General features: G+C 73.9%; 24 protein-coding genes. 13 read left to right on the plus strand and 11 right to left on the minus strand.

Annotated elements, in window-relative coordinates:
- Positions 1 to 22 precede the first annotated feature (22 nt).
- The gene (locus E4U92_RS14475) at positions 23 to 862 is read left to right on the plus strand and encodes a polysaccharide deacetylase family protein (protein ID WP_137300782.1); all 840 of its coding nucleotides are present in this window, start codon (positions 23 to 25) and stop codon (positions 860 to 862) included.
- Positions 863 to 877: 15 nt separating this feature from the next.
- Here the strand turns inward: E4U92_RS14475 and E4U92_RS14480 are convergent, their stop codons facing one another.
- Positions 878 to 1762, minus strand: coding sequence for an SCO6745 family protein (locus tag E4U92_RS14480; protein WP_137300783.1), 885 nt, complete (start codon positions 1760 to 1762; stop codon positions 878 to 880).
- Between the two features lie 133 nt (positions 1763 to 1895).
- Here E4U92_RS14480 and E4U92_RS14485 point away from each other — a divergent pair, with 133 nt between their 5' ends.
- On the plus strand, positions 1896 to 2576 hold the full coding sequence (locus tag E4U92_RS14485) for a GntR family transcriptional regulator (RefSeq protein WP_137300784.1): 681 nt from the start codon (positions 1896 to 1898) through the stop codon (positions 2574 to 2576).
- 45 nt (positions 2577 to 2621) lie between these two features.
- On the opposite strand, the gene E4U92_RS14490 is transcribed toward E4U92_RS14485, so the two are convergent.
- Complete coding sequence (locus tag E4U92_RS14490) at positions 2622 to 3296, minus strand: class F sortase (RefSeq protein ID WP_137300785.1); 675 nt, start codon at positions 3294 to 3296, stop codon at positions 2622 to 2624.
- A gap of 563 nt (positions 3297 to 3859) precedes the next feature.
- Here E4U92_RS14490 and E4U92_RS14495 point away from each other — a divergent pair.
- A complete protein-coding gene (locus E4U92_RS14495; protein ID WP_229862038.1) occupies positions 3860 to 4312 on the plus strand; it encodes a hypothetical protein in 453 nt (150 codons plus the stop codon).
- 153 nt (positions 4313 to 4465) lie between these two features.
- Here E4U92_RS14495 and E4U92_RS14500 read toward each other — a convergent pair whose 3' ends face one another.
- Positions 4466 to 5230, minus strand: a complete 765-nt coding sequence (locus tag E4U92_RS14500) for a bestrophin-like domain (RefSeq protein WP_137300787.1) — start codon at positions 5228 to 5230, stop codon at positions 4466 to 4468.
- Positions 5231 to 5250: 20 nt separating this feature from the next.
- The gene (locus E4U92_RS37030; protein ID WP_277754752.1) at positions 5251 to 5379 is read right to left on the minus strand and encodes a hypothetical protein; all 129 of its coding nucleotides are present in this window, start codon (positions 5377 to 5379) and stop codon (positions 5251 to 5253) included.
- 852 nt (positions 5380 to 6231) lie between these two features.
- Here E4U92_RS37030 and E4U92_RS14515 point away from each other — a divergent pair.
- The 3 genes from E4U92_RS14515 to E4U92_RS14525 all read left to right on the plus strand — a co-directional run bounded on the left by E4U92_RS14515 (position 6232) and on the right by E4U92_RS14525 (position 10479).
- Positions 6232 to 7185, plus strand: coding sequence for an SCO0930 family lipoprotein (locus E4U92_RS14515; RefSeq protein WP_137300788.1), 954 nt, complete (start codon positions 6232 to 6234; stop codon positions 7183 to 7185).
- 352 nt (positions 7186 to 7537) lie between these two features.
- Positions 7538 to 8350, plus strand: coding sequence for an SAM-dependent methyltransferase (locus E4U92_RS14520; RefSeq protein ID WP_137300789.1), 813 nt, complete (start codon positions 7538 to 7540; stop codon positions 8348 to 8350).
- Positions 8347 to 10479 carry a putative bifunctional diguanylate cyclase/phosphodiesterase gene (locus E4U92_RS14525; protein WP_137300790.1) on the plus strand — a complete coding sequence of 711 codons (2133 nt, stop codon included), beginning with the start codon at positions 8347 to 8349 and terminating at the stop codon, positions 10477 to 10479. The genes E4U92_RS14520 and E4U92_RS14525 overlap by 4 nt, the downstream gene beginning before the upstream one ends.
- A gap of 50 nt (positions 10480 to 10529) precedes the next feature.
- On the opposite strand, the gene E4U92_RS14530 is transcribed toward E4U92_RS14525, so the two are convergent.
- Positions 10530 to 11414: a LysR family transcriptional regulator gene (locus tag E4U92_RS14530; protein WP_137300791.1), complete on the minus strand. Its 885-nt coding sequence runs from the start codon at positions 11412 to 11414 to the stop codon at positions 10530 to 10532.
- 130 nt (positions 11415 to 11544) lie between these two features.
- On the opposite strand from E4U92_RS14530, the gene E4U92_RS14535 reads away from it, so the two are divergent.
- The 5 genes from E4U92_RS14535 to E4U92_RS14555 all read left to right on the plus strand — a co-directional run bounded on the left by E4U92_RS14535 (position 11545) and on the right by E4U92_RS14555 (position 16846).
- A complete protein-coding gene (locus tag E4U92_RS14535) occupies positions 11545 to 12216 on the plus strand; it encodes a succinate dehydrogenase (protein WP_168725131.1) in 672 nt (223 codons plus the stop codon).
- Position 12217: 1 nt separating this feature from the next.
- On the plus strand, positions 12218 to 14167 hold the full coding sequence (locus E4U92_RS14540) for a fumarate reductase/succinate dehydrogenase flavoprotein subunit (RefSeq protein WP_137300793.1): 1950 nt from the start codon (positions 12218 to 12220) through the stop codon (positions 14165 to 14167).
- Positions 14164 to 14913 carry a succinate dehydrogenase/fumarate reductase iron-sulfur subunit gene (locus E4U92_RS14545; protein WP_137300794.1) on the plus strand — a complete coding sequence of 250 codons (750 nt, stop codon included), beginning with the start codon at positions 14164 to 14166 and terminating at the stop codon, positions 14911 to 14913. The genes E4U92_RS14540 and E4U92_RS14545 overlap by 4 nt, the downstream gene beginning before the upstream one ends.
- Positions 14914 to 15191: 278 nt before the next feature.
- Positions 15192 to 15971 (plus strand): GNAT family N-acetyltransferase, encoded by a 780-nt coding sequence (locus E4U92_RS14550; protein ID WP_137300795.1) that lies wholly within the window; start codon positions 15192 to 15194, stop codon positions 15969 to 15971.
- Positions 15971 to 16846, plus strand: a complete 876-nt coding sequence (locus E4U92_RS14555) for a lysophospholipid acyltransferase family protein (RefSeq protein WP_137300796.1) — start codon at positions 15971 to 15973, stop codon at positions 16844 to 16846. The genes E4U92_RS14550 and E4U92_RS14555 overlap by 1 nt, the downstream gene beginning before the upstream one ends.
- Here E4U92_RS14555 and E4U92_RS14560 read toward each other — a convergent pair.
- Complete coding sequence (locus E4U92_RS14560) at positions 16816 to 17820, minus strand: LLM class flavin-dependent oxidoreductase (protein WP_168725118.1); 1005 nt, start codon at positions 17818 to 17820, stop codon at positions 16816 to 16818. The two genes, E4U92_RS14555 and E4U92_RS14560, sit on opposite strands and share 31 nt — an antisense overlap.
- An 85-nt stretch (positions 17821 to 17905) precedes the next feature.
- Here E4U92_RS14560 and E4U92_RS14565 point away from each other — a divergent pair, with 85 nt between their 5' ends.
- A complete protein-coding gene (locus tag E4U92_RS14565) occupies positions 17906 to 18397 on the plus strand; it encodes a phosphatase domain-containing protein (protein WP_137300797.1) in 492 nt (163 codons plus the stop codon).
- A gap of 76 nt (positions 18398 to 18473) precedes the next feature.
- Here E4U92_RS14565 and E4U92_RS14570 read toward each other — a convergent pair whose 3' ends face one another.
- Positions 18474 to 18701: a dodecin gene (locus E4U92_RS14570; protein ID WP_137300798.1), complete on the minus strand. Its 228-nt coding sequence runs from the start codon at positions 18699 to 18701 to the stop codon at positions 18474 to 18476.
- Between the two features lie 221 nt (positions 18702 to 18922).
- Here E4U92_RS14570 and E4U92_RS14575 point away from each other — a divergent pair, with 221 nt between their 5' ends.
- Positions 18923 to 20206, plus strand: coding sequence for an extracellular solute-binding protein (locus E4U92_RS14575; protein ID WP_137300799.1), 1284 nt, complete (start codon positions 18923 to 18925; stop codon positions 20204 to 20206).
- Between the two features lie 66 nt (positions 20207 to 20272).
- Here E4U92_RS14575 and egtD read toward each other — a convergent pair whose 3' ends face one another.
- Genes egtD through egtA form a run of 4 tightly spaced genes read right to left on the minus strand, consistent with a single transcriptional unit; the run spans position 20273 to position 24703 of the window.
- Positions 20273 to 21235, minus strand: a complete 963-nt coding sequence (gene egtD / locus E4U92_RS14580; protein WP_137300800.1) for an L-histidine N(alpha)-methyltransferase — start codon at positions 21233 to 21235, stop codon at positions 20273 to 20275.
- On the minus strand, positions 21232 to 22056 hold the full coding sequence (gene egtC / locus E4U92_RS14585) for an ergothioneine biosynthesis protein EgtC (protein WP_137300801.1): 825 nt from the start codon (positions 22054 to 22056) through the stop codon (positions 21232 to 21234). Before egtC ends, egtD begins: the two co-directional genes overlap by 4 nt.
- Positions 22056 to 23372 carry an ergothioneine biosynthesis protein EgtB gene (gene egtB, locus E4U92_RS14590; RefSeq protein WP_137300802.1) on the minus strand — a complete coding sequence of 439 codons (1317 nt, stop codon included), beginning with the start codon at positions 23370 to 23372 and terminating at the stop codon, positions 22056 to 22058. Before egtB ends, egtC begins: the two co-directional genes overlap by 1 nt.
- Complete coding sequence (egtA, locus tag E4U92_RS14595; protein WP_137300803.1) at positions 23369 to 24703, minus strand: ergothioneine biosynthesis glutamate--cysteine ligase EgtA; 1335 nt, start codon at positions 24701 to 24703, stop codon at positions 23369 to 23371. Before egtA ends, egtB begins: the two co-directional genes overlap by 4 nt.
- Between the last annotated feature and the right edge of the window lie 171 nt (positions 24704 to 24874).

Genomic DNA, 24874 nt, shown 5'->3' on the forward strand with positions numbered 1-24874 from the left:
GTCACCGGGCGACTGATGAGACATGAAGAAGGATCAGTTGTTCACGCGGCGCCGCCTGTTGTTCGTCGGAGCCGGCGCGCTGGGCGCGGCGGCCGGGACCGCCGGTCTGCTCGCCCGCCCCACCGGCGGATCGCCCGCCCCCGCCGCCCCGGCCGCGGGCGCCCCGGCCCACCGCCTCCCACTGAAGCCCTCCTCCTACCGCCTGCAGCCCCTCGCCGGGTACGGCCCGCCGCACGCCGCTCCGCACCGCACCCGGCTGCGCCACGAGCCCCTGCTCCGCGTCGACGGCCCCGGCCGGACCATGGTGCTGACCTTCGACGACGGCCCCGACCCCCGCTGGACCCCGGGCATCCTCGACACGCTCGCCGAGTACGACGTGCGCGCCATGTTCTTCGTGTGCGGGGAGATGGCGTCCTACAACCGGGACCTGCTGGCGCGGATGGCCGACGAGGGCCACGTCGTCGGCAACCACACCTGGTCCCACCCGCTGCTGACCACGCTCGGCCGCAGCGCGATCCGTTCGGAGATGGAGCGCACCTCCGACGTCATCGAGGACGCCTACGGCGAGCGGCCCGAGTGGTTCCGCGCCCCCTACGGCGCCTGGAACCGCACCGCCTTCCAACTCGGCGCCGACATGGGCATGGACCCGCTGGCCTGGACCGTCGACACCCTCGACTGGACCACCCCGGGCACCGGCGCCATCGTCAGAGCGGTCGAGCGCGGCGCCGCCCCCGGCGTCGTGGTGCTCTCGCACGACGCCGGGGGCGACCGCTCCCAGAGCGTCCGGGCGCTGAGGCGCTACCTGCCGCGCCTGCTGGACTCCGGCTACCACATCACCGTGCCGCACCGGCAGTACGCCTAGGTCGTTCCCTTCGGATCAATTGATCGTCGGTCGATGTGCGTCGTCGGCCGCGGTGAACGCGTCGGTGATCGGGACGATGAGCGACGCGAAGCGGCGGGCACCTGCGCTGCCGATCGGCGCCCACAGCGCGGCGCAGTGCCTGTCCGTCTCCACTTCGATGCGCTCGCGTGCCGCGCTGCCGGCGTCGGTGACCACGCCGTCGGAGTCGAGCCAGCCACGGGCGACGAGGCGTGCCGTGGCCGCGTCCCACTCCTCGTCGTCCCACTGGCGGGTCGCGCGCGCGAGTGCGGTGGGGAGGCGGCCCGTCGCGGTGTGCAGAACGAGGCAGTCGCACGGCCCGAGGCCGTTGTCGGCGAGTACGACGAGGTGGGCGTCGCCTCGCCACTCGCGCACCACCGTGATCTGCTGCCAGAGTGCGACGAGGGGATCAGGGGGAAGCACCACCGAGGCGTTCGCGGCGGCCAGCACCTTGCCGGCGTAGTCGGCACCGGCGACGACCGGGTCGATCAGCGAGCGCGCCTCGGCCAAGTGGCCTTCCGTGAGCTGTACGTCGACGCGTCGCATCGCCCGTCCGGCGGCGAGGAAGCGGGCGGCCTGCCACCGCTCGGGCGGCGCGGCGTCCCATACGCCCGCCATGGCCCGCACCGCCCGCGGGCTGAAGTTGTAGAAGGCCGCGAGTGTGACCTGCCACGGGACGGCACCCATCGCGGCGGACCGGAAGGCGAGATACGCCGCCCCGCGGTCGGTCACGCCGAGCCCGGCCGCCTCCTCGGCGGACTCGGGAGCGAAGTAGATGAACTGGTGGGCGGCGCTGACGGCGCGGCTGACCTGGCGGACGGCGTCCAGGCTCATCGGGGCGTCGCCGGTGCGAGCGGAGTCGGAAAGGGCGTCGAGGTGCATGGCGGTGGCGTCTCCAGGTGTCGGGCGGAGCTGTCAGGCGGGTGTTCCGGCGGCGGCGGACGCGGAGGCTTTCGCTCAGAAATCGACTGTAACAGTGATAATCGATTATTCGAGAATCGTCTAGAGTGGGTCCATGACGCAGACGGCGCACTCCTCCTCGACCCCGCCGGGGAAGCAGATGCTCTCCGAGCAGGTCTACGCACACCTGCGGGACGCGATCATGCGCGGGGACCACGCCCCCGGCGCTGCCCTCAAACCGCAGGACCTCGCCAGGGAGCAGGGCGTGAGCCTGGCCGTCGTGCGCGAGGCGCTCGTGAGGGTGGTCGGCGAGGGGCTCGCCGACCGGCTGCCGAACCGCGGCTTCGCCGTCCCGTCCTTCTCCGACCGCCGCTGGCAGGAGATCACGGAAGCCCGCCGGACCATCGAACCCGTCGTGTTGCGCATGTCCGTCGAGCGCGGCGACATCGACTGGGAGGCCCGCGTACGCGCCGCCCACCACCGGCTCGCCCGCACCCCGGCGTACGCGCCGGAAGAGGGCGAGTACTACACCGACGCGTGGGCCGAGGCGCACAGGGCCTTCCACCGCACGCTGTTGGAGGGGTGCGGCAACCGTGCGCTGCTGGAGACCTTCGACCGGTTGTGGACCGCGAGCGAGCTGGCCCGCCGCTGGTCGGCGCACCGCAACCCCGGCCGGGACGGCGCCGCGGAACACCGCAGGCTGGAGGAGGCGGTACTGGCCCGTGACGCCGGCACCGCAGCCGCGGTCCTGGTCCAGCACCTCACCCTGACCGCGGCTGCTCTGACCGACGCTTGAGGTCAGGCCGCCAGGGCCCTTCCCCGCCCCCTGGCCGGGGTCCGCTCAGCGGACCTCGGCCAGACGCGCGAAGACGACCACGTTCCCGTCGTACCCGTGCGCCTTGCTGAAGCCGCCGCCGCAGGTGATGACCCGCAACTCCGGTTCGCCCTTGGAGGCGTAGACACGGTCGCCGGGGAAGTCGTTCTTCGCGAAGACCTCGACGCCGTAGATCTCGAAGACGGCCGTCCTGCCGTCCTGGCGGACGACCTCGACGCGATGGCCCTTCTTCAGGGCGCCGAGACCGTAGAACACGGCGGGCCCCTGGGTGTTGTCGACGTGGCCCACGACCACCGCCGTCCCCTTCTCGCCGGGCGAGACGGCACCGGTGAACCAGCCCGCGAGGTTGGGGTCCTCGGGCGGTGGCGCGCCGACCCAGCCGTCGGCGTCCAGACCGACCGGCATGACCGGCGCGTCCACCCGGATCGCGGGGATGCGGATCCGGTCGACCAGCGAGAACGGCAGGGCGGCCGGGGCGTGCCCGAAGGCGGCGTCCGGGGCGGTGCGGCTGTCCGCGGCGGCCGCCGGGGCGGGCTGCGGGGGGCCGGCGTCGAACTCTCCCGAACCGTTGCGGATGAGGGCGAGGCCGGTCAGCAGGACGAGCGCTATCACGCCCCAGGGGGCGCGCTTCCTCGGGCGCTCCTCCTCTTCCGCCGGTGCGGACAGCTCGTAACCGGGCATTCGCCATCCCCTTTCGACGCGGCCGTCGCCCCGTCCTCCGTGCGCATACCAGCACGCTAAGCGCAGTGTCGGCGGGCGGCGACGGCACGACGGCGAACGGGTGGCCCGCACGAGGGGGCGGTGCGCCATCCGAGTTGCCGCATGGAGAAAGTTTCTGACGGTTCGTGACCTGCGGCGATGTCCGACGGTCAGGTGGTCGTTCGGCGTGTTGCCTCACCGGGACGGACCAGCGCCGACATGCGGGCCAGTGCGCGGCGCCCGAGGGTCGGTCCGGGAGGTGCTTCCTCGCCGACAGACCGGGGACGGGCCCCGGGGTGCCTCCCGCGGAGGATCACATGCGCAACACTCGTTCCCTGGCCGCCTCGGCCGTCGCGGTCGCCGTCCTCGGGCTCGCCGCCCCCGTCGCCGTCGCCGACGGCATGGGGGGTGGCCCGGGCGGTGGCATGAGTGGTGTTCCGGGCGGTGGCACAGGCGGTGTTCCGGGCGGTGGTATGGGCGGCGGCCCTGGCGGTGGCATGGGTGGTGGCCCTGGCGGTGGTATGGGCGGCGGGCCTGGTGGTGGCATGGGCGGCGGGCCTGGTGGCGGCATGGGCGGCGGGCAGAGCAACCTCTCCCCGAGCAACATCGTCGTCCTGCCCAGCGTCATCGCGCGCGGCGGGCAGTTGACGGTCACCGTCGACAACTGCCCCCGGGGCGGCACCATGACGTCCGCCGCCTTCCCCACGACCACGCTGACCCCGATCAACGGCGCCCACCACACCGCCAAGGGCACCGCCACGGTCAACAGCAACGCCCGCCCGGGTCCCTACGACATCACCGTGACCTGCATCGGCACGGGCTCGCTCACCCGCCCCGCCGCCTTCACCGTGATCGGCGGGGTGCACGGCGGTCTCGGCGGCGGCAGCACCACCGGGGCGACGCCCACCGACATGGCCATCGGCGGCGGGCTCGTCGCGGCGGCCCTGGTCGGCGGCGGGGTGTTCTGGATGCGCCGCCGCGCAGAGCGGCGCGCCTGACCCAGGGCCGTCCGCACGGCCCACGCGCTGCGTCACCTCCAGGCGCGCACGGAGGACTTCGGCCCGGGCACCCTGACAGGGAGCCCGGGCCGAAGTCCGTCCGGAGGGCAGTCGGTCTCTTTCCGGGCGCCGCCCCCGCTCAGCCCTCGGCGCTCAGCCCTTGGCGTGCGGGAACAGTTGCAGGAACGGCTCCGCGGACGCCGCGATGCCCCGGCTGTAGGGCGCGTCGAAGTCCCAGATGAGGAACAGCAGGAACGCGATGAGCGCGGAGAACAGCCCGGCGAGGATCAGCTCACGGGGCGTACGGCGGATCTGCAGGGCGAAGATCATGCCGATGGTGATCACCGCGCCGGTGATCAGCCCGAACCACACCACGCCCGGCATGGTCGGGTCCGTGGAGTTGGCGCGGGCGGCGCGTGCCTGGTCGACCGTGGCCACCTGGTCCACGAGCGGCTGGTAGGCCTGCGCCTCGAAGTCGTTGCGGGGCTGGTAGTCGGTGACGTCGGCGCGCAGGCGCTCCAGCAGCCGGTCGCCGCGCGGGGTCAGTTCGCCGTGGTCGGCCATCCGCTTCCACTCGACGGTGACGACCTGTCCGACATAGGCGTTGACATCCTCCCGAATGCGGTCACGGACGTCGGCCGGGTACACCCGGGCCCGTTCCGACACCTCGTGCAGGGCCTGGGCCTCCGCCTGGACGTGGTCCTCGGCGGCGCCGCGCGCCTCCCACACGCCCGCGATGGCCAGGCCCAGCACGATGGCGTAGACGACGCCGATCCACATCGTCATGTACTCGATGACGTCGGGAGTCTCGGAGGGATCCTCGTCCACCCGCGCCGTGCGGTGGCGCAGGAGGGTGATGACGACGACCACCGCGCAGGCGGCGAGCATCGCGAGGGTGAGAACAAGCCATTCCGGCAAGAGGTACCTCCAGTGGTGCGCTAGCGGGGCCGGAGTGCGGCGACGGCGACGATGGCGGGCGCGGTGATGAGCAGGACGTAGGTGACCGGCGACGGGCCGTGGTGCCGGATGTGCCGGGGCGGTGCCGCGTGGTACGCCGGGAAGTGCACGGGGGTCGCGGAGGGGCTCGGCGGGGGAGCCGGCCTGGGCGGAGGCGTCGGCTTCGGTGTCGGCCTGGGCTTCGGTGCCGGCACCGGTACGGGCGCCGGCCGGGCCGCGGGCGGCGCGGGGGCGGGCGGGGCCGGCCTCGGCGGCCGGGGCTTCGGGGGCGGGGGCTTGGGTGCGGGGGTGGGTGTGGGGGTGGGTTTCGGCGGGGGTGGCTTGGGCGTGGGCTTCGGGGGCGTCGGGCTGGGCTTCGGCGGCTTCGACGGGGGCGGTGTGGGTGTCGGGGTGGGCACCGGGCACGGCGGGTCGGGCCAGTGGTGGTGGCCGCCCGCGATCGCCACCGCCTCGATGCCGCCCGGGCCCGTCGACGCCCAGGCGCAGGCGTCTGCCGACGCCGTCCCGGCCGGCACGCCCGCGAGGATCCAGGCCGCCGTCGCCACCGCGGCCGTCCGGGCGGCGAGCACGCGGCGGGTCGGTCCGGGGGCGGATCGGGTCGTTTCGGGTCCATGCACGAGGCAGATCATCGGGCCCCGCGCCCGCGTACGGGCCCGCGGGCGACCCGAATTGGCCCGAACGAAGGATATTCGCGGGCGTCGGTTTGATCCGTCCGGCGCCGCCCGGGCGATCACGCGCACACCCGTACGAACAGTCTCCGCCACCCTGCGGCGCAGCGGCCGGCGACCCGGCAGGGAGCGCCCCCCATGCCCCCGTGCGCACTCCTCGGCGCCCCGGACCTACCGGCGGCGGAAAGTTTTTCGTGCCCGGTTGAACACGACCCCCCGCCCCGTGCGTACCCCATGCCGTGCGGCGGCGCAGCAGGGCGCTGCAACACCCTTGCGAGGATCAGGGAGTTGACGATGAAGACCTCCTGGCGGAGCGCCTCTCTCGTGGCGAGCGCCGCGGCTGTGCTGGCGCTGACGACGGCGTGCGGTCAGGAAAGCGCCGGCAGCTCGGCGGGCAGCCAGAACGTGGGCGCCACCGCCCCGGCCGCCACCGGTGGCCTCGGCGCCGGCAGCGGCTACGGCGGGGTCGACGCGAGCGCCAGCCCCGGCGCCGCGGCGGGAGCCAGTGCCCAGGGCGGCACCGCCGGTGAGCTGGCCGTCTCCGCCGACGTCGAGCTGGGCAAGATCCTGACCGACGGCAACGGCAAGACGCTGTACCGGTTCGACCAGGACACCGCCGAGCCGCCGAAGTCCAACTGCGACGGCGACTGCGCGACCGCCTGGCCGCCCGTGCCCGCCGACGGCGTGACCGCCGGCGACGGCATCGACAAGTCGCTGCTGGGCGAGGTCACCCGCTCCGACGGCACCAAGCAGCTCACGGTCGGCGGCTGGCCGGCCTACTACTACGCCAAGGACACCACGGCCGGTGACACCAGCGGCCAGGGCGTGGGCAACAAGTGGTTCGCGCTGGCCCCCGACGGCAAGAAGGCCAAGGTCAGCGCGCTGCCCGGGCTGTCGGTGCGCAAGGACCCCAACCTCGGCGAGATCATCGTCGACCGCAACGGCAGGACGGTGTACCGCTTCCTGAAGGACAAGGCGTGGCCCAAGCCCGTGTCGGCCTGCACCGGCGCCTGCCTGGAGAAGTGGCCGGCCGTGGCGCCGGTCGGTGACGACGTCAAGGGCGTGCAGAAGAAGGGCCTGATGAGCTTCAGCCGCCCCGACGGGGTGAAGCAGCAGACCGTCAACTGCTGGCCCGTCTACACCTTCTCCGGTGACAAGGCCCCCGGGGACATCAACGGCCAGGGAGTCGGCGGCACCTGGTACGCCGTCGCCCCCGACGGCAAGCCGGTCGGCGCGCCGAAGCAGTAACGGACGCCTCCCCAGGGCTGATCCGCCCCTGCTCACGCGCCCGGCCCCGTCCGCCCCCTCTGCACCGCACGGAGGGGGCGGACTTCCGCGTTCCCCGGCCGGCTCCCCGCGGGACGGGGCGTCGCCGACGCTTCACCTTCTGTACGGGGACCGGCCGCCGCTCCTTCGGGAACCGGAACGCTCCGGAGTGCCTCCGGTACGTTTCGTAGACACCGGTCGGCGCCCGCGGCACGGCACGTGCCGCAGGCAGTGACCGGGAACGGACGGTCAATTTCCGGTTCCACTCGCTCCTTTGGCGGGCGATCAGTAGCCTCTGCTCGAACACCGGATCGCCTACGCCTTGGAGAGATAGATGGAGCGTCCCGCCTGGGCCCCGCGGAGCATCGACATCTCGGTGCCCAGCGTCTCGCGCATCTACGACTTCTTCCTCGGCGGCTGCCACAACTTCGAGGTGGACCGCCAAGCGGCGCGCAGGGCCATGGAGTTCATGCCGGGACTGCCCAAGATCATGCAGGCGAACCGGGCGTTCACCCGGCGGGCCGTGCGGTACGCCGCGGCCGAGGGCATCACCCAGTTCCTCGACATCGGTTCGGGCATCCCCACGTTCGGCAACGTCCACGAGGTCGCCCAGGAGGCCAGTCCGGGCGCCCGGGTCGTCTACGTCGACCACGACCCGGTGGCGGTCGCGCACAGCCAGGCCGTGCTGGAGGGCAACGAGCACGCCGACGTCGTCGCGGCCGACCTGCTCAAGCCGCAGGAGATCCTCGCCAGTCCCCAGGTGCAGCGGCTGATCGACCCGGAGCGGCCGGTCGCCCTGCTGCTCGTTGCCATACTGCACTTCGTGGAGGACGACGACGACCCGTACGCGGCGGTGGCGGAGCTGCGCGACGCCTGCGCGCCGGGCAGCATGCTGATCCTCACGCACGCCTCGTACGAGGGGATCCCGCTGCCGCCGGAGCGGGCCGAGGGCGCGGTGGACGTGTACGAGGACATCCGCAACCCGCTGATCATGCGCTCGCGCGAGGACATCGCGCGGTTCTTCGAGGGGTACGACATGGTGGAACCGGGACTGGTGCCGATGCCGCGGTGGCGGCCGGAGACGGCACCGGAGGACGAGGACCCCTATGCCTTCTCCGGGTTCGCCGGCGTGGGGACCGCGGCGTGAGCGCGGAGCCGGACGGGCCGGAGGACAGACTGCGGCGGTTCGCGACGATCTGGAGCCGGGCGGTCTTCCCGGTCACCTCCACGTCGCTGACCCGGCCGGAGTTCGAGGAACTGCTGCTGCCGCTGGCACGGCGGCTGCGGCTGGCGCTGCTGGCGCGGGCGTTCGACGCCGACGAGGGCCGCGCCGTCGGTGCCGCCCTCGTCGGGGCGCACTGCACCGACCCCGAGGCTCTCAGCCGCGCGCTGGACTGCGTCGAGGCGTACCTGGTGCTGTACTGCGGCGAGGACGGGCCCCAGGAGGAGCTGCGACTGCGGTCCTCCCGGCTCCAGCACGCCATGGCCGCCGGGTTCGCGCAGGCGCTGCGCGAGCGCACGCTCGCCGAGCAGGAGGCCATCGCCCAGGCGGCGTTGCAGGCCCAGGGGGTGGTCGCGCAGGCGCTGCACACCAGTGAGGCCCGCTTCCGCGCGGTGTTCGAGGGCGCCGCCATAGGCATCGGCATCGCGGACCTCGACGGCAACGTCCTCCAGGTCAACGGCGCCCTGCAGCGCATGTTCGGCGGCGGCGAGGGTGCCTTCCGCGCCCGCAACGTCAAGGACTGGACGCACGCCGAGGACGCCCCCCAGGTCTGGAAGCTCTACGACGAGCTGGTGCGCGGCGAACGCGAGCACTACCACGTGGAGAAGGCGTTCTACCGGCCGGACGGCACGGTCCTGTGGACCAACCTCACGGTGTCCCTGCTGCGCGACGCCGACGGCCGGCCGCAGTACCAGCTCGCCCTGATGGAGGACACCACCGAGCGGCGGCTGCTGAACCTGCGGCTGCGCTACGAGGCCACCCACGACGCGCTCACCGGACTGCCCAACCGCACCCTGTTCTTCGAGCGGCTGGAAAAGGTCCTGGCGGCGGGCGAGGGCCAGCGCTTCGGACTGTGCTACCTCGACCTGGACGGCTTCAAGACCATCAACGACAGCCTCGGCCACGCGGCCGGCGACCGGCTGCTCGTCGAGGTCGCCGACCGGCTGCAGTCCTGCGCCACCGCGCCCGGCGAGATGGTGGCGCGCCTCGGCGGTGACGAGTTCGTCGCGCTGACCACCGGTCCGAACGCCCGCCACGAGGTCGACGAGCTGGCCGCGCGCATCATGAACGCCCTGCTCGCCCCGGTCCGCATCGAGGGCCGGGAGCTGACCGTGCGCGGCAGCATCGGCATCGTCGAGGGCGCGGCGGGCGAGCGCAGCGCGGCGGAGGTGTTGCGCAGCGCCGACATCACGATGTACCGGGCCAAGTCGGCGGGCGGCAACCGCTTCGAGCTGGCCGACCCGGAGGCCGACGCCCGCGCGATCACCCGGCACGGCCTGACCACGGCGCTGCCGGCGGCCCTGGAGCGCGGCGAGTTCTTCATCGAGTACCAGCCGCTGGTCCACCTCGGTGACGGCAGCGTGCGCGGCGCGGAGGCGCTGGTGCGCTGGCTGCACCCGCAGCACGGTGTCCTCGGCCCCGACCGGTTCATCCCGCTCGCCGAGGACACCGGGCTCATCGTGCCGTTGGGCCGCTGGGTGCTGGAGCAGTCGGTGCGCCAGGCGCGCGCCTGGCGCGAACGCCACGGCGACGGGCCGCTGCGGATCAACGTGAACCTCTCGCCCTGCCAGCTCACCCACCCCGGCCTGGTGCAGGACACGGTGGACATCCTGGAGCGGGCGGGCGTCGAGCCGCAGGTGCTGTGCCTGGAGGTGACCGAGTCGGCGCTGATCGGCGCGGACGACGACCTGCTCAAGCCGCTGCGCCGGCTGGCCGAGATGGGCGTCGACATCGCCCTGGACGACTTCGGCACCGGCTACTCGAACCTGGCGAACCTGCGCCGGCTGCCGGTGAGCGTGCTCAAGCTGGACCGCTCGTTCACCCAGAGCATGCAGCAGTTCCCGGCCGACCCGGTCGACCTGAAGATCGTCGAGGGCATCGTCTCCCTGGCCCACAGCCTGGACCTCGCGGTCACCGTGGAGGGCGTGGAGACCGGCGCGCAGGCCGAGCAGCTCCGGATACTGGGCTGCGACACGGCCCAGGGCTGGTACTACGCCCGTCCGGGCCCGCCCGAGCGCCTGCACCAGCTCGCCCTGGTGGACGCCACGGGCTGACCGCCCGGCGCGGCCCGGCGCCGCCGGCCGGGGCGCCGCGCGGACGGGGGTCACCGCTCCAGCAGCATCCGCTGCAGCTCGCGCGCGGCCCGCGGGGGAGCGACGTCGCTGCGGTGGGCCAGCGCGATCGTGCGGTGCAGTCCGGGCCGGGCCAGTGGGGTGACCCTCAGGCCCCGGCCCGACCGGGCCGCCACCATGCGCGGGACCACGGCCACCCCGAGCCCCGCGCGGACGAAGCCCAGCACGGCGTCCATCTCGCCGCCCTCGACCGCGAAGGTCGGCTCGAAACCGGCGGAGCGGCACGCCGCGACGGTCAATTCCCGCAGGTCGTAGCCGTGCCGGAACATCACGAGGCGCTCGCCCTCCAGGTCGGCGACGTCCACCGTGCGCTTCCCGCCGCCGGGCCGGGGCGCGTCCGGCGAGGACACCACCACCAGGTCCTCCCGGAGCAGCTCGACGGTGGTCAGCGCGGGGGCCGGCGTGGGCAGCGGCAGCACCACCAGCGCCAGGTCCAGCGCGCCCCGGGCCAGTTCCCGGATCAGGTCGTGCGAGCCGCTCTCCTCGATCAGCAGCCGGACGCCCGGATAACGGTCGTGGAAGGCCCGCAGCACGTCCGGCAGCAGGCCGGTGCACAGGCTCGGCGTCGCCCCCAGCCGCACCCGGCCGCCGCGCAACTGCACCAGTTCCTGCACCTCGTAACGGGCCGTCTCGGCGTCCGCGAGGATCCGCCGGGCCAGCGGCAGCAGCGCCTCGCCCGCGTCGGTGAGCGCGATGTTGCCGCGGGCCCGCACGAACAGGTCGGCGCCCAGGTCCCGCTCCAGCGCCCTGATCTGCTGCGACAGCGACGGCTGGGCCACGTGCACCAGCTCGGCGGCCCGGGTGAAGTGCCGGGTCTCGGCGACGGCGACGAAGTACTGGAGCTGCTGGAACTGCATGGCGCCAGCATACGGCCGTGATAGCCGGGTCCTATGGAATCAAGCCGCACCATGTCTTGGACCGATGAGGGGTGGGCCGCCTAGCGTCTGTGCCATGGCACTGGCAACGCGGACGGACCGCCGGCCCTCCCTGGCGCGCACCGTGTGGGACTCCTCCGTCGGCAAGAAGGCGGTGATGGCCGTCAGCGGCATCGTCATGCTGCTGTACCTGGTCGTCCACATGATCGGGAACTTGAAGATCTTCTTCGGCCCCGGCGAGTTCGACCACTACGCGCACTGGCTGCGCACGCTCGGCGAGCCGTTCATGCACTACGAGTGGACGCTCTGGCTGATCCGCGTCGTGCTCGTCGCCGCGGTCGTCGCCCACGCCGTGTCCGCCTACCAGCTCAGCCGCCGCGACCTGCGCGCCCGCCCGAGCAAGTACGTCCACAAGAAGGCCCGGGCGAGCTACGCCACGCGCACCATGCGCTGGGGCGGGGTCATCCTCGGGCTGTTCATCGTCTGGCACCTCCTCGACCTGACCACCGGCACCGTGCACTCCGGCGGCTTCCAGGAGGGCCACCCGTACCAGAACGTCGTGGACACCTTCTCCACCTGGTACGGCAACGTCGTCTACCTCGTCGCGATGCTCGCCCTCGGCCTGCACGTCCGGCACGGCTTCTTCAGTGCCGCCCAGACCCTCGGCGCCGGCAGCCGCACCCGCAACCGGGCCCTCAGGGCCGTCGCCGACGTCCTCGCGCTGCTGCTCACGGCCGGCTTCGTCGCCGTCCCCGTGGGCGTCATGACCGGAGTGGTGAGCTGACATGACCGACTACGTGACCTACCCGACCGGCGCTCCGGTCTGCGACACCAAGGCACCCTCCGGCCCCGTCCACGAGCGCTGGGACAAGCGCCGCTTCGAGGCGAAGCTGGTCAACCCCGCCAACCGCCGCAAGCACACGGTGATCGTCGTCGGCACCGGTCTCGCGGGCGGCTCCGCCGGCGCCACCCTGGCGGAACAGGGCTACCACGTCGTCCAGTTCTGCTACCAGGACTCCCCGCGCCGCGCCCACTCCATCGCCGCGCAAGGGGGCATCAACGCGGCGAAGAACTACCGCAACGACGGCGACTCGGTCCACCGCCTGTTCTACGACACCGTCAAGGGCGGCGACTTCCGGGCCCGCGAGTCCAACGTGCACCGCCTGGCGCAGATCTCGGTGGAGATCATCGACCAGTGCGTGGCCCAGGGCGTGCCGTTCGCCCGCGAGTACGGCGGCCTGCTCGACACCCGCTCCTTCGGCGGCGTCCAGGTCTCCCGCACCTTCTACGCCCGCGGCCAGACGGGCCAGCAGCTCCTGCTCGGCGCCTACCAGGCCCTGTCGCGGCAGATCGCCGCCGGCGGCGTGGAGCTGCACCCGCGCACCGAGATGCTCGACCTGATCGTCGTCGACGGGCGGGCCCGCGGCATCGTCGCCCGGGACCTGGTCACGGGGGCGGTCTCGACGTACTTCGCGGACGCGGTGGTCCTCGCCAGCGGCGGCTACGGCAACGTCTTCCACCTGTCGACGAACGCCATGAACTCCAACGCCACGGCCGTCTGGCGGGCGCACCGGCGCGGCGCGTACTTCGCCAACCCCTGCTTCACCCAGATCCACCCCACCTGCATCCCGCGCACCGGCGACCACCAGTCGAAGCTGACGCTGATGAGCGAGTCGCTGCGCAACGACGGCCGGATCTGGGTGCCCCGGGCCAAGGGCGACACCCGGCCGCCGCACGAGATCCCCGAGGACGAGCGCGACTACTACCTGGAACGCATCTACCCGTCCTTCGGCAACCTCGTCCCCCGGGACATCGCCTCCCGCGCCGCGAAGAACGTCTGCGACGAGGGCAGGGGCGTGGGCCCCGGAGGCCAGGGCGTCTACCTGGACTTCGCGGACGCGATCCGGCGCATGGGCCGGGCGGCCGTCGAGGCCAAGTACGGCAACCTCTTCGACATGTACCAGCGGATCACCGACGAGGATCCGTACCGGGTGCCGATGCGGATCTACCCGGCCGTGCACTACACGATGGGCGGCCTGTGGGTCGACTACGACCTGCAGACCACGGTCCCCGGCCTGTTCGCGATCGGTGAGGCCAACTTCTCCGACCACGGCGCCAACCGGCTCGGCGCGTCCGCGCTGATGCAGGGCCTGGCCGACGGCTACTTCGTGCTGCCGGCCACCCTCAACGACTACCTCGCCCGCAACCCCCGCCTGGACCCCGTGGACGACGAACACCCCGTCGTACAGGAGGCGTTGGCGGAGACGGAGGACCGGCTGCACCTCCTGCTGTCGGTCGACGGCGACCGCACGCCCGACAGCTTCCACCGCGAGGTCGGCGAGCTGATGTGGGAGTTCTGCGGCATGGCCCGCACGGAGGCGGGGCTGCGCAAGGCGCTGGAGCGCATCCCGCAGATCCGTGCGGAGTTCTGGCGGCGCATCAAGGTCCCGGGCACCGGCGAGGAGTTCAACCAGTCGCTGGAGAAGGCCAACCGGATCGTCGACTACCTCGAGCTCGCCGAGCTGATGTGCCTCGACGCACTGCACCGCGCCGAGTCCTGCGGCGGCCACTTCCGCGAGGAGTCGCAGACGCCCGACGGCGAGGCCGCCCGCCGGGACGAGGAGTTCTCCTACGCCGCGGCCTGGGAGTTCACCGGCACCGGGCAGGCCCCCGTCCTGCACAAGGAAGACCTCGTCTTCGAGTACGTCCACCCCACCCAGCGGAGCTACGCATGAAGCTCACCCTGCGCGTCTGGCGCCAGAAGAACGCCGACGCCGACGGCGCCATGTCCACGTACGAGGTGGACGGCGTCTCGCCCGACATGTCCTTCCTGGAGATGCTCGACACGCTCAACGAGGAGCTCATCCTCAAGGGCGAGGACCCGGTGGCCTTCGACCACGACTGCCGGGAGGGCATCTGCGGTGCCTGCTCCCTGGTGATCAACGGCGACGCGCACGGCCCCGAGCGCACCACCACCTGCCAGCTCCACATGCGCTCCTTCCGGGACGGCGACACCCTCGACATCGAGCCCTGGCGGGCGTCCGCCTTCCCGGTGATCAAGGACCTCGTGGTGGACCGGTCGGCGTTCGACCGGATCATCCAGGCCGGCGGGTACATCACCGCGCCGACCGGGTCCGCGCCGGAGGCGCACGCCACGCCCGTGCCCAAGCCGGACGCCGACCTCGCCTTCGAGCACGCCGAATGCATCGGCTGCGGCGCGTGTGTCGCGGCCTGCCCCAACGGGGCGGCGATGCTGTTCACCTCCGCGAAGGTCAACCACCTCAACGTGCTGCCGCAGGGCGCGCCCGAGCGTGAGACCCGGGTGCTGGACATGGTGGCGCAGATGGACGAGGAGGGCTTCGGCGGCTGCACCCTCGCGGGGGAGTGCGCCACCGCCTGCCCCAAGGGCATCCCGCTGACCTCCATCACCAGCATGAACAAGGAATGGCTGCGCGCGACCCGCAAGGTCGCCAAGCGCTAGGCCGTGTCCGCAAAGTCCCGCCTGCCCCGCGGCGTCCGGGCGGACGACGCGACTTTGCGGACACGACCTGGGGGAAACCCACTGAGAACGTTCGCCGCACAGGGCGGACGGGCGGGGCCGGGAGTGGTGCTCATCCCCGGCCCCGTCTGGGTTCCCCGGGCTGTTCAACAACCCCACACCCACGCTCCTGGCAACGGTCACGTACACGCCAACCGCCGTCGGAAGAACAGGACCGGCGGCAGCGCTCGCCGCCGACGGACCGTGACCAGGAGAGAGCCATGACCGGCGTTCCCACCCTCGACCGACCCCCGCAGAGCACGGCCCCCGCCCGCTACACCGTCGGCCTGGCCCGCGACGAGGAGGACGTGCGGGCCGCGCAGCGCCTGCGGCACGACGTGTTCGCCGGGGAGATGGGCGCCCTGCTGACCAGCCCGCAGCCCGGTCACGACGTCGACCCCTTCGACGCGTACTGCGACCACCTGCTCGTCCGCGACACGCTGACCGGGCAGGTCGTCGGTACCTACCGGCTGCTCCCGCCGGAGCGCGCCGCGATCGCCGGACGGCTGTACTCCGAGGGCGAGTTCGACCTCTCGCCGCTGCACGCGATCCGCCCCGGGATGGTGGAGGTGGGCCGCTCGTGCGTGCACCCCGACCACCGCGACGGCGCCGTGATCGGCCTGATCTGGGCCGGCATCGCCCGCTACATGGCCGACGGCGGCCACGAGTGGCTGGCCGGCTGCTGCTCGGTCCCGCTGGCCGACGGCGGCCGGCTCGCGGCCGGCACCTGGGACCGGGTGCGCGACAAGCACCTCGCGCCCGAGGAGTTCCGGGTCCGCCCGCTGCTGCCCTGGACGCCGGGCGCGCGGCCCGCGCCGGCCGCGCGCACCGAGCTGCCCGCCCTGCTGCGCGGCTACCTGCGCCTCGGCGCCTGGGTGTGCGGCGAACCCGCCCACGACCCGGACTTCGGGGTGGCCGACCTGTACGTGCTGCTGTCGATGCGCCGGGTCAACCCGCGCTACCTGCGGCACTTCCTCTCGCTCGTCCCCGCCGCGGCCTGATGAGCGTCTGGCTGCCCGGCGCGCCCTGCACCCCGCGGGCGTGCATCGACGCGACCTCGCGGGCCACGACCGTGCCCCGCGCCGCGGCCCGGCTCACCGCCGTCCTCCTGCTGCTGCTCGCCGGCATCGCCCTGACCCCGCTCGGCGCACACCTGCCCGCCCGGTGGGTGCGCGGGTGGTGCCGTACGGTCGTGCGCGCCGCCGGCGTACGGGTGCGCATCACCGGGGCGGCCCCGCCCGACGGCGGACTGCTGCTGGTCGCCAACCACATCTCCTGGCTGGACGTCCCGCTCCTCGCGGCCGTTCGCCCGGCCCGGATGGTCGCCAAGCAGGAGATCCGGACCTGGCCGGTGGCGGGCCGGATCGTCGCGCGCGGCGGGGTGCTGTTCATCGACCGGGACCGGCTGCGCGCGCTGCCCGGCACCGTCGCCCACCTCGCCGACGTGCTGCGCCGCGGACAGGCCGTGGCGGTGTTCCCCGAGGGCAGCACCTGGTGCGGACGCGCCCAGGGCCGATTCCGCCGCGCCGCGTTCCAGGCCGCGCTGGACGCCGGGGTCCCGGTGCAGCCGGTGCGCATCCGCTACCGCACCGGGGGCGGAGCGGCCAGCACCGCCCCCGCGTTCATCGGCGACGACTCGCTGCTCACCTCGCTGTGGCGGGTCGCCACGGCCCGCGGCCTGGTCGCCGACGTGGACGTACGGCCGCCGCTCGCGCCGCACGGCACCCGCCGGGACCTCGCGGCGGCGGCCGAGACGGCCGCGCGGGGCGACGACGCGCGGGCGGCCGCGCACGCCCCGCGCGCCCCGCACGGCCGCCCGGCCCGGACGGCCCGGGGCGCGCCGGCTCAGTGCACCACGGCGGCCAGCAGCCGGTAGGACTCCACCAGCGCCTCGCGGTCGTGGGTGCTGGTCGTGACCAGCACCTCGTCGGCGTCCGTCTCCTTCAGCAAGGTCTCCAGCTCCCCGGCGACCTGCTCGGGCGTGCCCGCGATGTGCCCGGTCAGGCCCGACTCGTACAGGCCGCGCTCCTTGTCGGTCATCGGCCGCCGCTCGACCTCCTCGGCCGGCGGCAGCGGCGGGAACGTGCCGTGCGTGCGGGAGTACGCCATCGACCACGCCTCCGGGACCAGCAGCCGCCGGGCCGCCTCGGGAGTGGGGGCGACCGCGACCGTGCCGGAGACGACGACGTACGGCTGCTGCGCGTACGCGGAGGGGCGGAAGGCGTCCCGGTACCGGTCGATCCCGCTGCGCATCCGGTCCCGGCCGCGCAGGTCGCCGATGACCAGGGGCAGGCCGAGGCGGGCGGCGATGTCCGCGCCCTCGCCCATCGCCAGAACGAACGGCGGCACGCTGAGCCCCTCCGGCGGCCGCGCGTGCACACCGGTGGGGGAGGTGCCCCGGAACCAGCCGAGCAGCTCCTCGATCTGGGCGGCGAAGTCCCCGGCGTCCTCCTTGTCGCGCCCGAGGGCCCGGCGCACGCCGTCCGTGAACCCGACGGAGCGGCCGAGCCCCATGTCGATCCGGCCCGGGAACAGCGACTCCAGCACGCCGAACTGCTCGGCGACCACCAGCGGGCGGTGGTTGGGCAGCATCACCCCGCCCGTGCCGACCCGGATGCGGTCGGTGGCGCCCGCCACGGCCGCCGCCAGCACCGTAGGGGCGGACCCGGCCACACCGGGCACCCCGTGGTGCTCGGACACCCAGAACCGGTGGTACCCGAGCGCCTCCGCCTCCCGCGCCAGCCGCACGGTGTCCCGCAGCGCCTCGCCCGGCGGGCGCCCCGCACGGATGCGGGAGCGGTCGAGGACGGAGAAGCGGGCGCGCGCGGTCAACGGGTTCGACGAGTTCACACAGGGTTCAACGCCCTCCGGCCCCCGGCATTCCGACGGGCCCGGCGCGGGGGCGACTGTCAGAGGGCCCGCCTAGGCTGGCCGCGTGACCGACAGTGCGCGGCGGCCGCTCGCCGTCTTCGACCTGGACAACACACTCGCCGACACCGCGCACCGCCAGCGCTTCCTGGAGCGGCGGCCGCGGGACTGGGACGCCTTCTTCGCCGCCGCCCCGCACGACCCGCCGCTGGCCGAGGGCATCGCGCTGGCCGTGGAGAGCGCCGCGGCCTGCGAGGTCGTCTACCTCACCGGGCGGCCCGAGCGCTGCCGCCGGGACACCCTGGAATGGCTCGCCGCGCACGGCTGTCCCGAGGGGCGGGTGTACATGCGGCGCGACGGCGACCGCCGGCCCGCGCGCCGCACCAAGCTGGACATCCTGCGCAGGCTGGCCCGCGCCCGCGAGGTCCGCGTCCTGGTGGACGACGACCCGCAGGTGTGCGACGACGCCGAGCACGCGGGCTTCACCGTCGTACGGGCCACCTGGGCGACCCCGTCGGGCGCGCTGCGCCAGGCGCAGGAGGGCGAGGGCCGGACCTGAGCCCGGAGCCGGACCCGGGCCCGGCGCGGGCCCGGGCCCGTGGGGCCGGCGAGCGCCCCGGAGGTCCCCGGCCCCGTCACTCGCCGGCGCTGTCGCCCTCCTCCAGGCGGAAGCCCACCTTCAGGCCCACCTGCCAGTGCGCGACGTCGCCGTCCTCGAGCTGGCCGCGCACCTGGGTCACCTCGAACCAGTCCAGGTTGCGCAGCGTCTGCGAGGCGCGGGTGATGCCGTTGCGGATGGCCTGGTCGACGCCGTCCGGGGACGTGCCGACGATCTCGGTGACCCGGTAGGTGTGGTTCGTCATGACGGTTCCTCTCGGGAGGCGGCCGCGTCCCGGGGTGTGGCACGCGTCACTCCACCGTGCCGCAAGCTGCGGCGCGGCGCGAGGCGTCGGGGCGGGACCCCGGGTAACCCTTGACCTCCGCATTGGTCCATACCAAAATCCGTGGCACCCGTTCGAGCGCTGTGCTCGGTCCCCCACGTCGGGCCCCTCGCCCCTGTCCACCAGGCAGAACAAGGACCCTCGTGAGACGACGACGCCTCCTCGCCCTCCTGTGCGTGTCCGCATCCCTCCTGAGCGGCTGCGGCCTGCTCCCCGGAGGGTCCGAACGGCACACGGTCACCGTGTGGTTGATGAAGGACAGCGCCTCCCAGGAGTTCCTGGAGCGCTTCACCGAGGACTTCGAGCACGACCACCCCGACCTCCGCCTGGACATCCGCATCCAGGAGTGGACCGGCATCGGCGACAAGGTGCAGAAGGTCCTGGCGGGCGACGAGCCGGGCGACGAGGAGAGCAACCACCCCGACCCCCCGGACGTCATCGAGGTCGGCAACACCCAGGTCCCGCAGTACGTCGACGGCGGCCGGCTGCTCGACCTGACGCTGGAGTCGGCCCGCGACTGGGGCGGCAAGGACTGGCTGCCCGGCCTCGCCGAGCCCGGCCAACTGCGCTACCACCAGTACGGGATCCCCTGGTACGCGGCCAACCGCGTGGTCATCTACCGCAAGGACCTCTTCGCCCGGGCCGGCATCACCGCCCCGCCCCGCACCCGCGCCGAGTGGCTCCACGTCACCGAACGGCTGGACGGCGACGGCACGCAGGGCATCTACCTCGCGGGACAGGACTGGTACACCCTCGCCGGGTTCATCTGGGACGAGGGCGGCGAACTGGCCACCGAGGAGGGCGGCCGCTGGTCGGGCGCCCTGGAGAGACCCGCCGCCCTGCGCGGCATGGACTTCTACCGGCGGCTGCACGCCCTCGGCGACGGTCCCGCCGGCGCCGACGAGGAACACCCGCCGCAGGCAGGGGTGTTCGCGTCCGGCAAGGCCGCCCAGATCGTCGCCGTGCCCGGCCTCGCCCGGGCGATCCTGGACAGCAACCCTGCCCTGAAGGGCAAGTTGGGGTTCTTCCCCGTGCCCGGCCGCACCGCGGGCAAGCCCGGTGCCGTCTTCACCGGCGGCTCGGACCTGGTCGTCCCGCGCTCGACCGACCGGCGCGAGGGCGCGATCGCCGTGGTCGCCGCGCTCACCGGCGCCCGCTGGGACACGGACCTGGCCCGCACCATGAACTACGTGCCCAACAAGGCGAAGCTGGCCCCGGCGGTGGCCGGTGAGGAGGGGGTCGCGGCCATGGCGGCCGGGGCCGCGCAGGGCCGGGCGACCCCCAGCACACCCGAGTGGGCCGCCGTCGAGGCGGACAACCCGATCAAGGCCTACATGACGAAGGTGCTCACCGGCTCCGACCCGGCGACCGAGGCCCGGCGCGCCTCCGCGCGGATCACGGAGGCGCTGACGGTCGACGCCGGCTGACCCGGGCCGGTCGGTGCGCGGCCCCCGGTCCGCGTCCGCCGCCCGGGCCGGGGCGCCGGTCCCCGGTCAGCGCACCGTGCTCAGCGACAGCGCGAAGCGGCCCTCCGCGTCCGTCCACCAGTGGGCCAGCTCCAGCCCCGCCTCGGCCAGTTCCGCACGCACACCCTCCTGGCGGAACTTCGCCGAGACCTCGGTGCGCAGGTCCTCGCCCGCCGCGAAGTCCACGGCCAGACCGAGGGCCGGCACCTTCACGGTCTGCGCGGTGCGCGACCGCAGCCGCATCTCGATCCACTCCTGGTCCGCGTCCCACAGGGCCACGTGGTCGAAGGCGTCGGGGTCGAAGTCGGCGCCCAGTTCCCGGTCGACGACGGCCAGGACGTTCTTGTTGAACGCGGCCGTCACCCCGGCCGCGTCGTCGTAGGCCCGCACCAGGACCTGCTCGTCCTTGACCAGGTCCGTGCCGAGCAGCAGGGCGTCGCCGGGTGCGAGCAGTGCGCGCACCGAGGCGAGGAACCGCGCCCGCTCGGCCGGCAGCAGGTTGCCGATCGTGCCGCCGAGGAACGCCAGTAGCCGGGGACCCGGCGTGTCCGGCAGCTCCAACGGCTGCGTGAAGTCGGCGATCAGGGCGTGCACCTCCAGCCGGGGCCGCTCGGCGGCCAGGGCCTGCCCGGCGCCGGTCAGCGCGCTCTCGCTGACGTCGACCGGGACGTACGCGCGCAGGCCGGTGAGGGCGTCGAGGAGCAGCCGGGTCTTCTCGGAGGACCCGGAGCCCAGTTCGACCAGGGTGCGGGCGCCGGACGCGGCGGCGATCTCGGTGGCCCGGGCGTCGAGGATCTCCCGCTCGGCGCGCGTCGGGTAGTACTCGGGCAGGTCGGTGATCAGCTCGAACAGGGCGCTGCCGTGCGCGTCGTAGAACCATTTCGGCGGCAGCGTCTTGGGTGTGGTGGTGAGGCCGTGCAGCACGTCGGCGCGCAGCGCCGCGTCCGTGGCGTCCTCGGGCAGGGTGCGGGTGATGCGGAACGGACTCACGTCCAGTGCTCCTCGGTCGGTGCGGGTGTCGCGTCGTCGGCCGGGCCCGGGGCGCCCCCGGGGTTCCCGGTGCCGGGGTCCTTGAGGGGGGTGAGCAGCACCTCGGTACGGCTCGCGGTGAGCAGCGTGCGGTCGGCGACCTCCCGCCAGGCGGGGTCGTCGTCGTACGGCTCGGAGGCCACGACCGTCCCGCGGCCGGGCCCGGCGAGGTACCACAGGGTGTCGCCCCAGGCGGTCGCCGTGATGGTGTCGCCGTCGGTGAGCAGCAGGTTCAGCCGGGCCGCCGGGGCCGCTCCGGCGACCTCGGCGACCGTGTCGGCCAGCGCCCGCCCGGCGTCGTCCCCGGCCCGCAGCCGTGCCAGGACCAGCGCCCAGACGAACGCCGAGTCGTTGCGGGCCTCCAGCGACAGCAGGTCGGCCGCCGTCAGCGTGCCCGCGAGGGGCGCCAGGGAGCCGGGCCAGCCGGGGACGGCGCCGTTGTGGCTGAACAGCCACCGGCCCGCGGCGAACGGCGCCGCCGCGGCCTCCGCGTCCGCCCCGGACAGCGTCGCGTCGCGCACGGCGGCCAGCAGCGCCCGGGTGCGCACCACCCGGGCCAGGTCCGCGAAGGACAGGTCGGCCCAGATCGGCCCGGCCCGCCGGTAGCGGGCCGGCACCGGGTCGTCCCCGGCGTACCAGCCGACGCCGAAGCCGTCGGCGTTCACCGTGCCGTGCCGCTGCCGGCGGGGCGCCCAGGACTGCCGGTACAGGCCGTGCGGGGGCTCGACGAGGAGCCGGCCGAGCGGCTCCTCGCCCCCCACGTACGCCACGTGACGGCACATCAGACGGCCCCCGAGCGGGCGGTGCGGAAGCCGGAGAAGATCTGCCGCCGCACCGGGTAGTCCCAGTTGCGGAACGTGCCCCGGCAGGCCACCGGGTCCACGGCGAACGAACCGCCGCGCAGCACCTTGTACTCCGGGCCGAAGAACACCTCCGAGTACTCCTTGTACGGGAACGCCCGGAACCCGGGGTAGGGCAGGAAGTCGCTCGCCGTCCACTCCCACACGTCGCCGATCAACTGCCGTACGCCGAGCGGCGACTCACCGGCCGGGTAGCTGCCCGCCGGGGCCGGGCGCAGGTGCCGCTGCCCGAGGTTGGCGTGCTCCGGCGCCGGGTCGGCGTCGCCCCACGGGTAGCGCATCGAGCCGCCGGTGGCCGGGTCGAAGCGGGCCGCCTTCTCCCACTCCGCCTCGGTGGGCAGCCGGCGCCCGGCCCAGCGGGCGTAGGCGTCGGCCTCGTACCAGCACACGTGCAGCACCGGCTCGTCCGGCGGCACGACCTCGGTGACGCCGAAGCGGCGGCGCAGCCACTGTCCGCCGTCGCGGTGCCAGAACAGCGGCGCGGTGAGGGAGGCGCGCCGCACGTGCGCCCAGCCCTCCGGCGTCCACCAGCGCTCGTCGTCGTAGCCGCCGTCCTCGATGAACGCCTGGTAGGCGCCGTTGGTCACCGGCGTGGTGTCGATGTGGAACGCCGGCACGTCGACCCGGTGCGCGGGCCGCTCGTTGTCCAGCGCCCACGGCTCGGCGGAGGTGCCCATGGTGAACGGACCGCCCGGCACGAGGACTTCGGCCGGGCCGGTGAACAGCGGCGCCGGGTCGGGGTCGGGCGCGGTCAGGGCCTGCGGGCCGCGCCGGAGCTGATGGGTGATCAGCATGGTCTCGTCGTGCTGCTGTTCGTGCTGCGCGACCATCCCGAACGCGAAGCCCGCCTCGGTGAGCCGGGCGCCGTGGAAGTCGGCCGACGTCAGCACGTCCAGGACCCGGCCGCGCACCTCGGCGGCGTACGCCCGGGCCTCCTTCGGCGACAGCAGCGGCAGGGAGGGGCGCTCGGCGCGCGGATGCTCGAAGGCGTCGTAGAGGCCGTCGATCTCCGGCCGCATCGCCTCCCGGCCCGCGACCGCGCGCAGCAGCCACAGCTCCTCCTGGTTGCCGATGTGGGCGAGGTCCCACACCAGCGGCGACATCAGCGGCGAGATCTGTGCGGTCAGGTCGGGCTCCTCGACGCAGCTCGTGAGCAGCGTGGTGCGCTCACGGGCCGTGACGAGGGTGGTCAGAGCCCGCTCGCGCAGGATCTCGGCGTCGAAGGCGGGTTCCGTCATGAGGGGATGTCCTTCCCGTGGGAGTGACCGTGGGGGTGACCGTCCGGAGCCGGGTGGCCGTCCATGCCGCTCAGGCGGTCGAGGAGGTCGTCGGCGGGCGTGCGGCCGGCCAGGACGTAGCGCTCCCGGAACGCCGCCACGGCGTCGGTGAGCGCCGGTCCGGCGCCGATCCGGGGGAGGGCCTCCAGGGCCGCCGTGAAGCACACCTCGGCCGCCTCGCGCAGCTCGGGGTCGGACAGTCCCGCGCGGGCCGCGTCCAGCCACAGCGGGTTGTGCGGGGCGGGCCCGGGCAGGGCCCGCTCGGCGAGCGGCTTGGCCGCCCGGTAGGCGGTCTCGGCGGCCTCCGGGTCCTCGAACAGGGCGGTCGTCACCGCCAGCGGCACGATCCAGCCGTCCTCGCCGGGCTGCGCGTCGATCATGCGCAGTTCCAGGTGGCCGCGCGGCCTGACCGGCGGGAACAGCGTCGAGACGTGGTAGTCGAGGTCCTCCCGGGTGGGGGCCCCGGTGCGGGTCCACTCCCGGAACGTCAGCCCGTCGGGCACGTCCCACGGGCCGGAGTCCCGGCGCCGGCACATCACCGGCGCGTCCAGGACGTGCCGTGCCCAGGCGGTGCGGGGCTCCTCGGCCAGGGGCGGGGCGCCCGCCCGGCCCGCGCCGATGGCGGTCCACAGCAACTGCCGCGTGGAGCGCCAGCCGGTGGGCCGGTTGTCCAGCACCGGGGAGTTCGCGAAGGCCGCCACCAGGACCGCGCCCAGGGTGTGCGCCAGCCACCAGCGCCGCCCGTGCCCCAGCGGGCCGGGCTCCTCGTGCCCGGCGTCCAGGCACACCTGCACCGAGGCCGAGCTGCACATCATGGCGCGGCCCGCCGGCCCGGCGCGGTCGAGGTGGGTCTCCATCGCGTCGTAGCGCGGTTCGTGCAGGAAGCGGCGGGGCGGGTGCCAGGGATCGGTGCCAAGTCCGGCGAGGGCGAGGCCCTGGCCGCGAAGCACGGACCGGACGGCGGCCAGATCGGCCGAGACGGTCTCCACGCAGGCGGTGAGGGAGGCGGCGGGCGGCGAGCTGAGCTCGAGCTGGCCACCGGGCTCGACGGTGAGCGCGGACTCCAGGGGCACCGTGCGCAGTGCGGCGTAGGCCGCCGCGAGTCGTTCAGGTGTGACGGGGAGCCGCGGGTCGCGCAGCTCGTGGACCAGCCATTCCAGCTCCACCCCGACGGTGCGGGGCGGGCCGGTCTTGAAACAGATGCCCCGGATGAGGGCCTCCACATCGGCCTCGGTGAGGACTGTGCGGTGCTCCGTACAGTCGCCCGCCGAGTCAGTCGACGCGTCGGACATGTCAGCATCCTCCTGTGGTCGCGACATGCCGCCGGCCCCGGTCGGGGCGCGGCACACTCGTCCCACCCAAACCCCTCGCGCCCGTTCGCACAAGGGTGCACAACCGCACGTTCCGGACTCGTCCCCTTCGCCGGTGTCCGTCGCCCGTTCGGTGCGGGGCCCGGAAAAACC

Source organism: Streptomyces galbus (genome assembly GCF_005280195.1).
GTDB lineage: Bacteria > Actinomycetota > Actinomycetes > Streptomycetales > Streptomycetaceae > Streptomyces > Streptomyces galbus.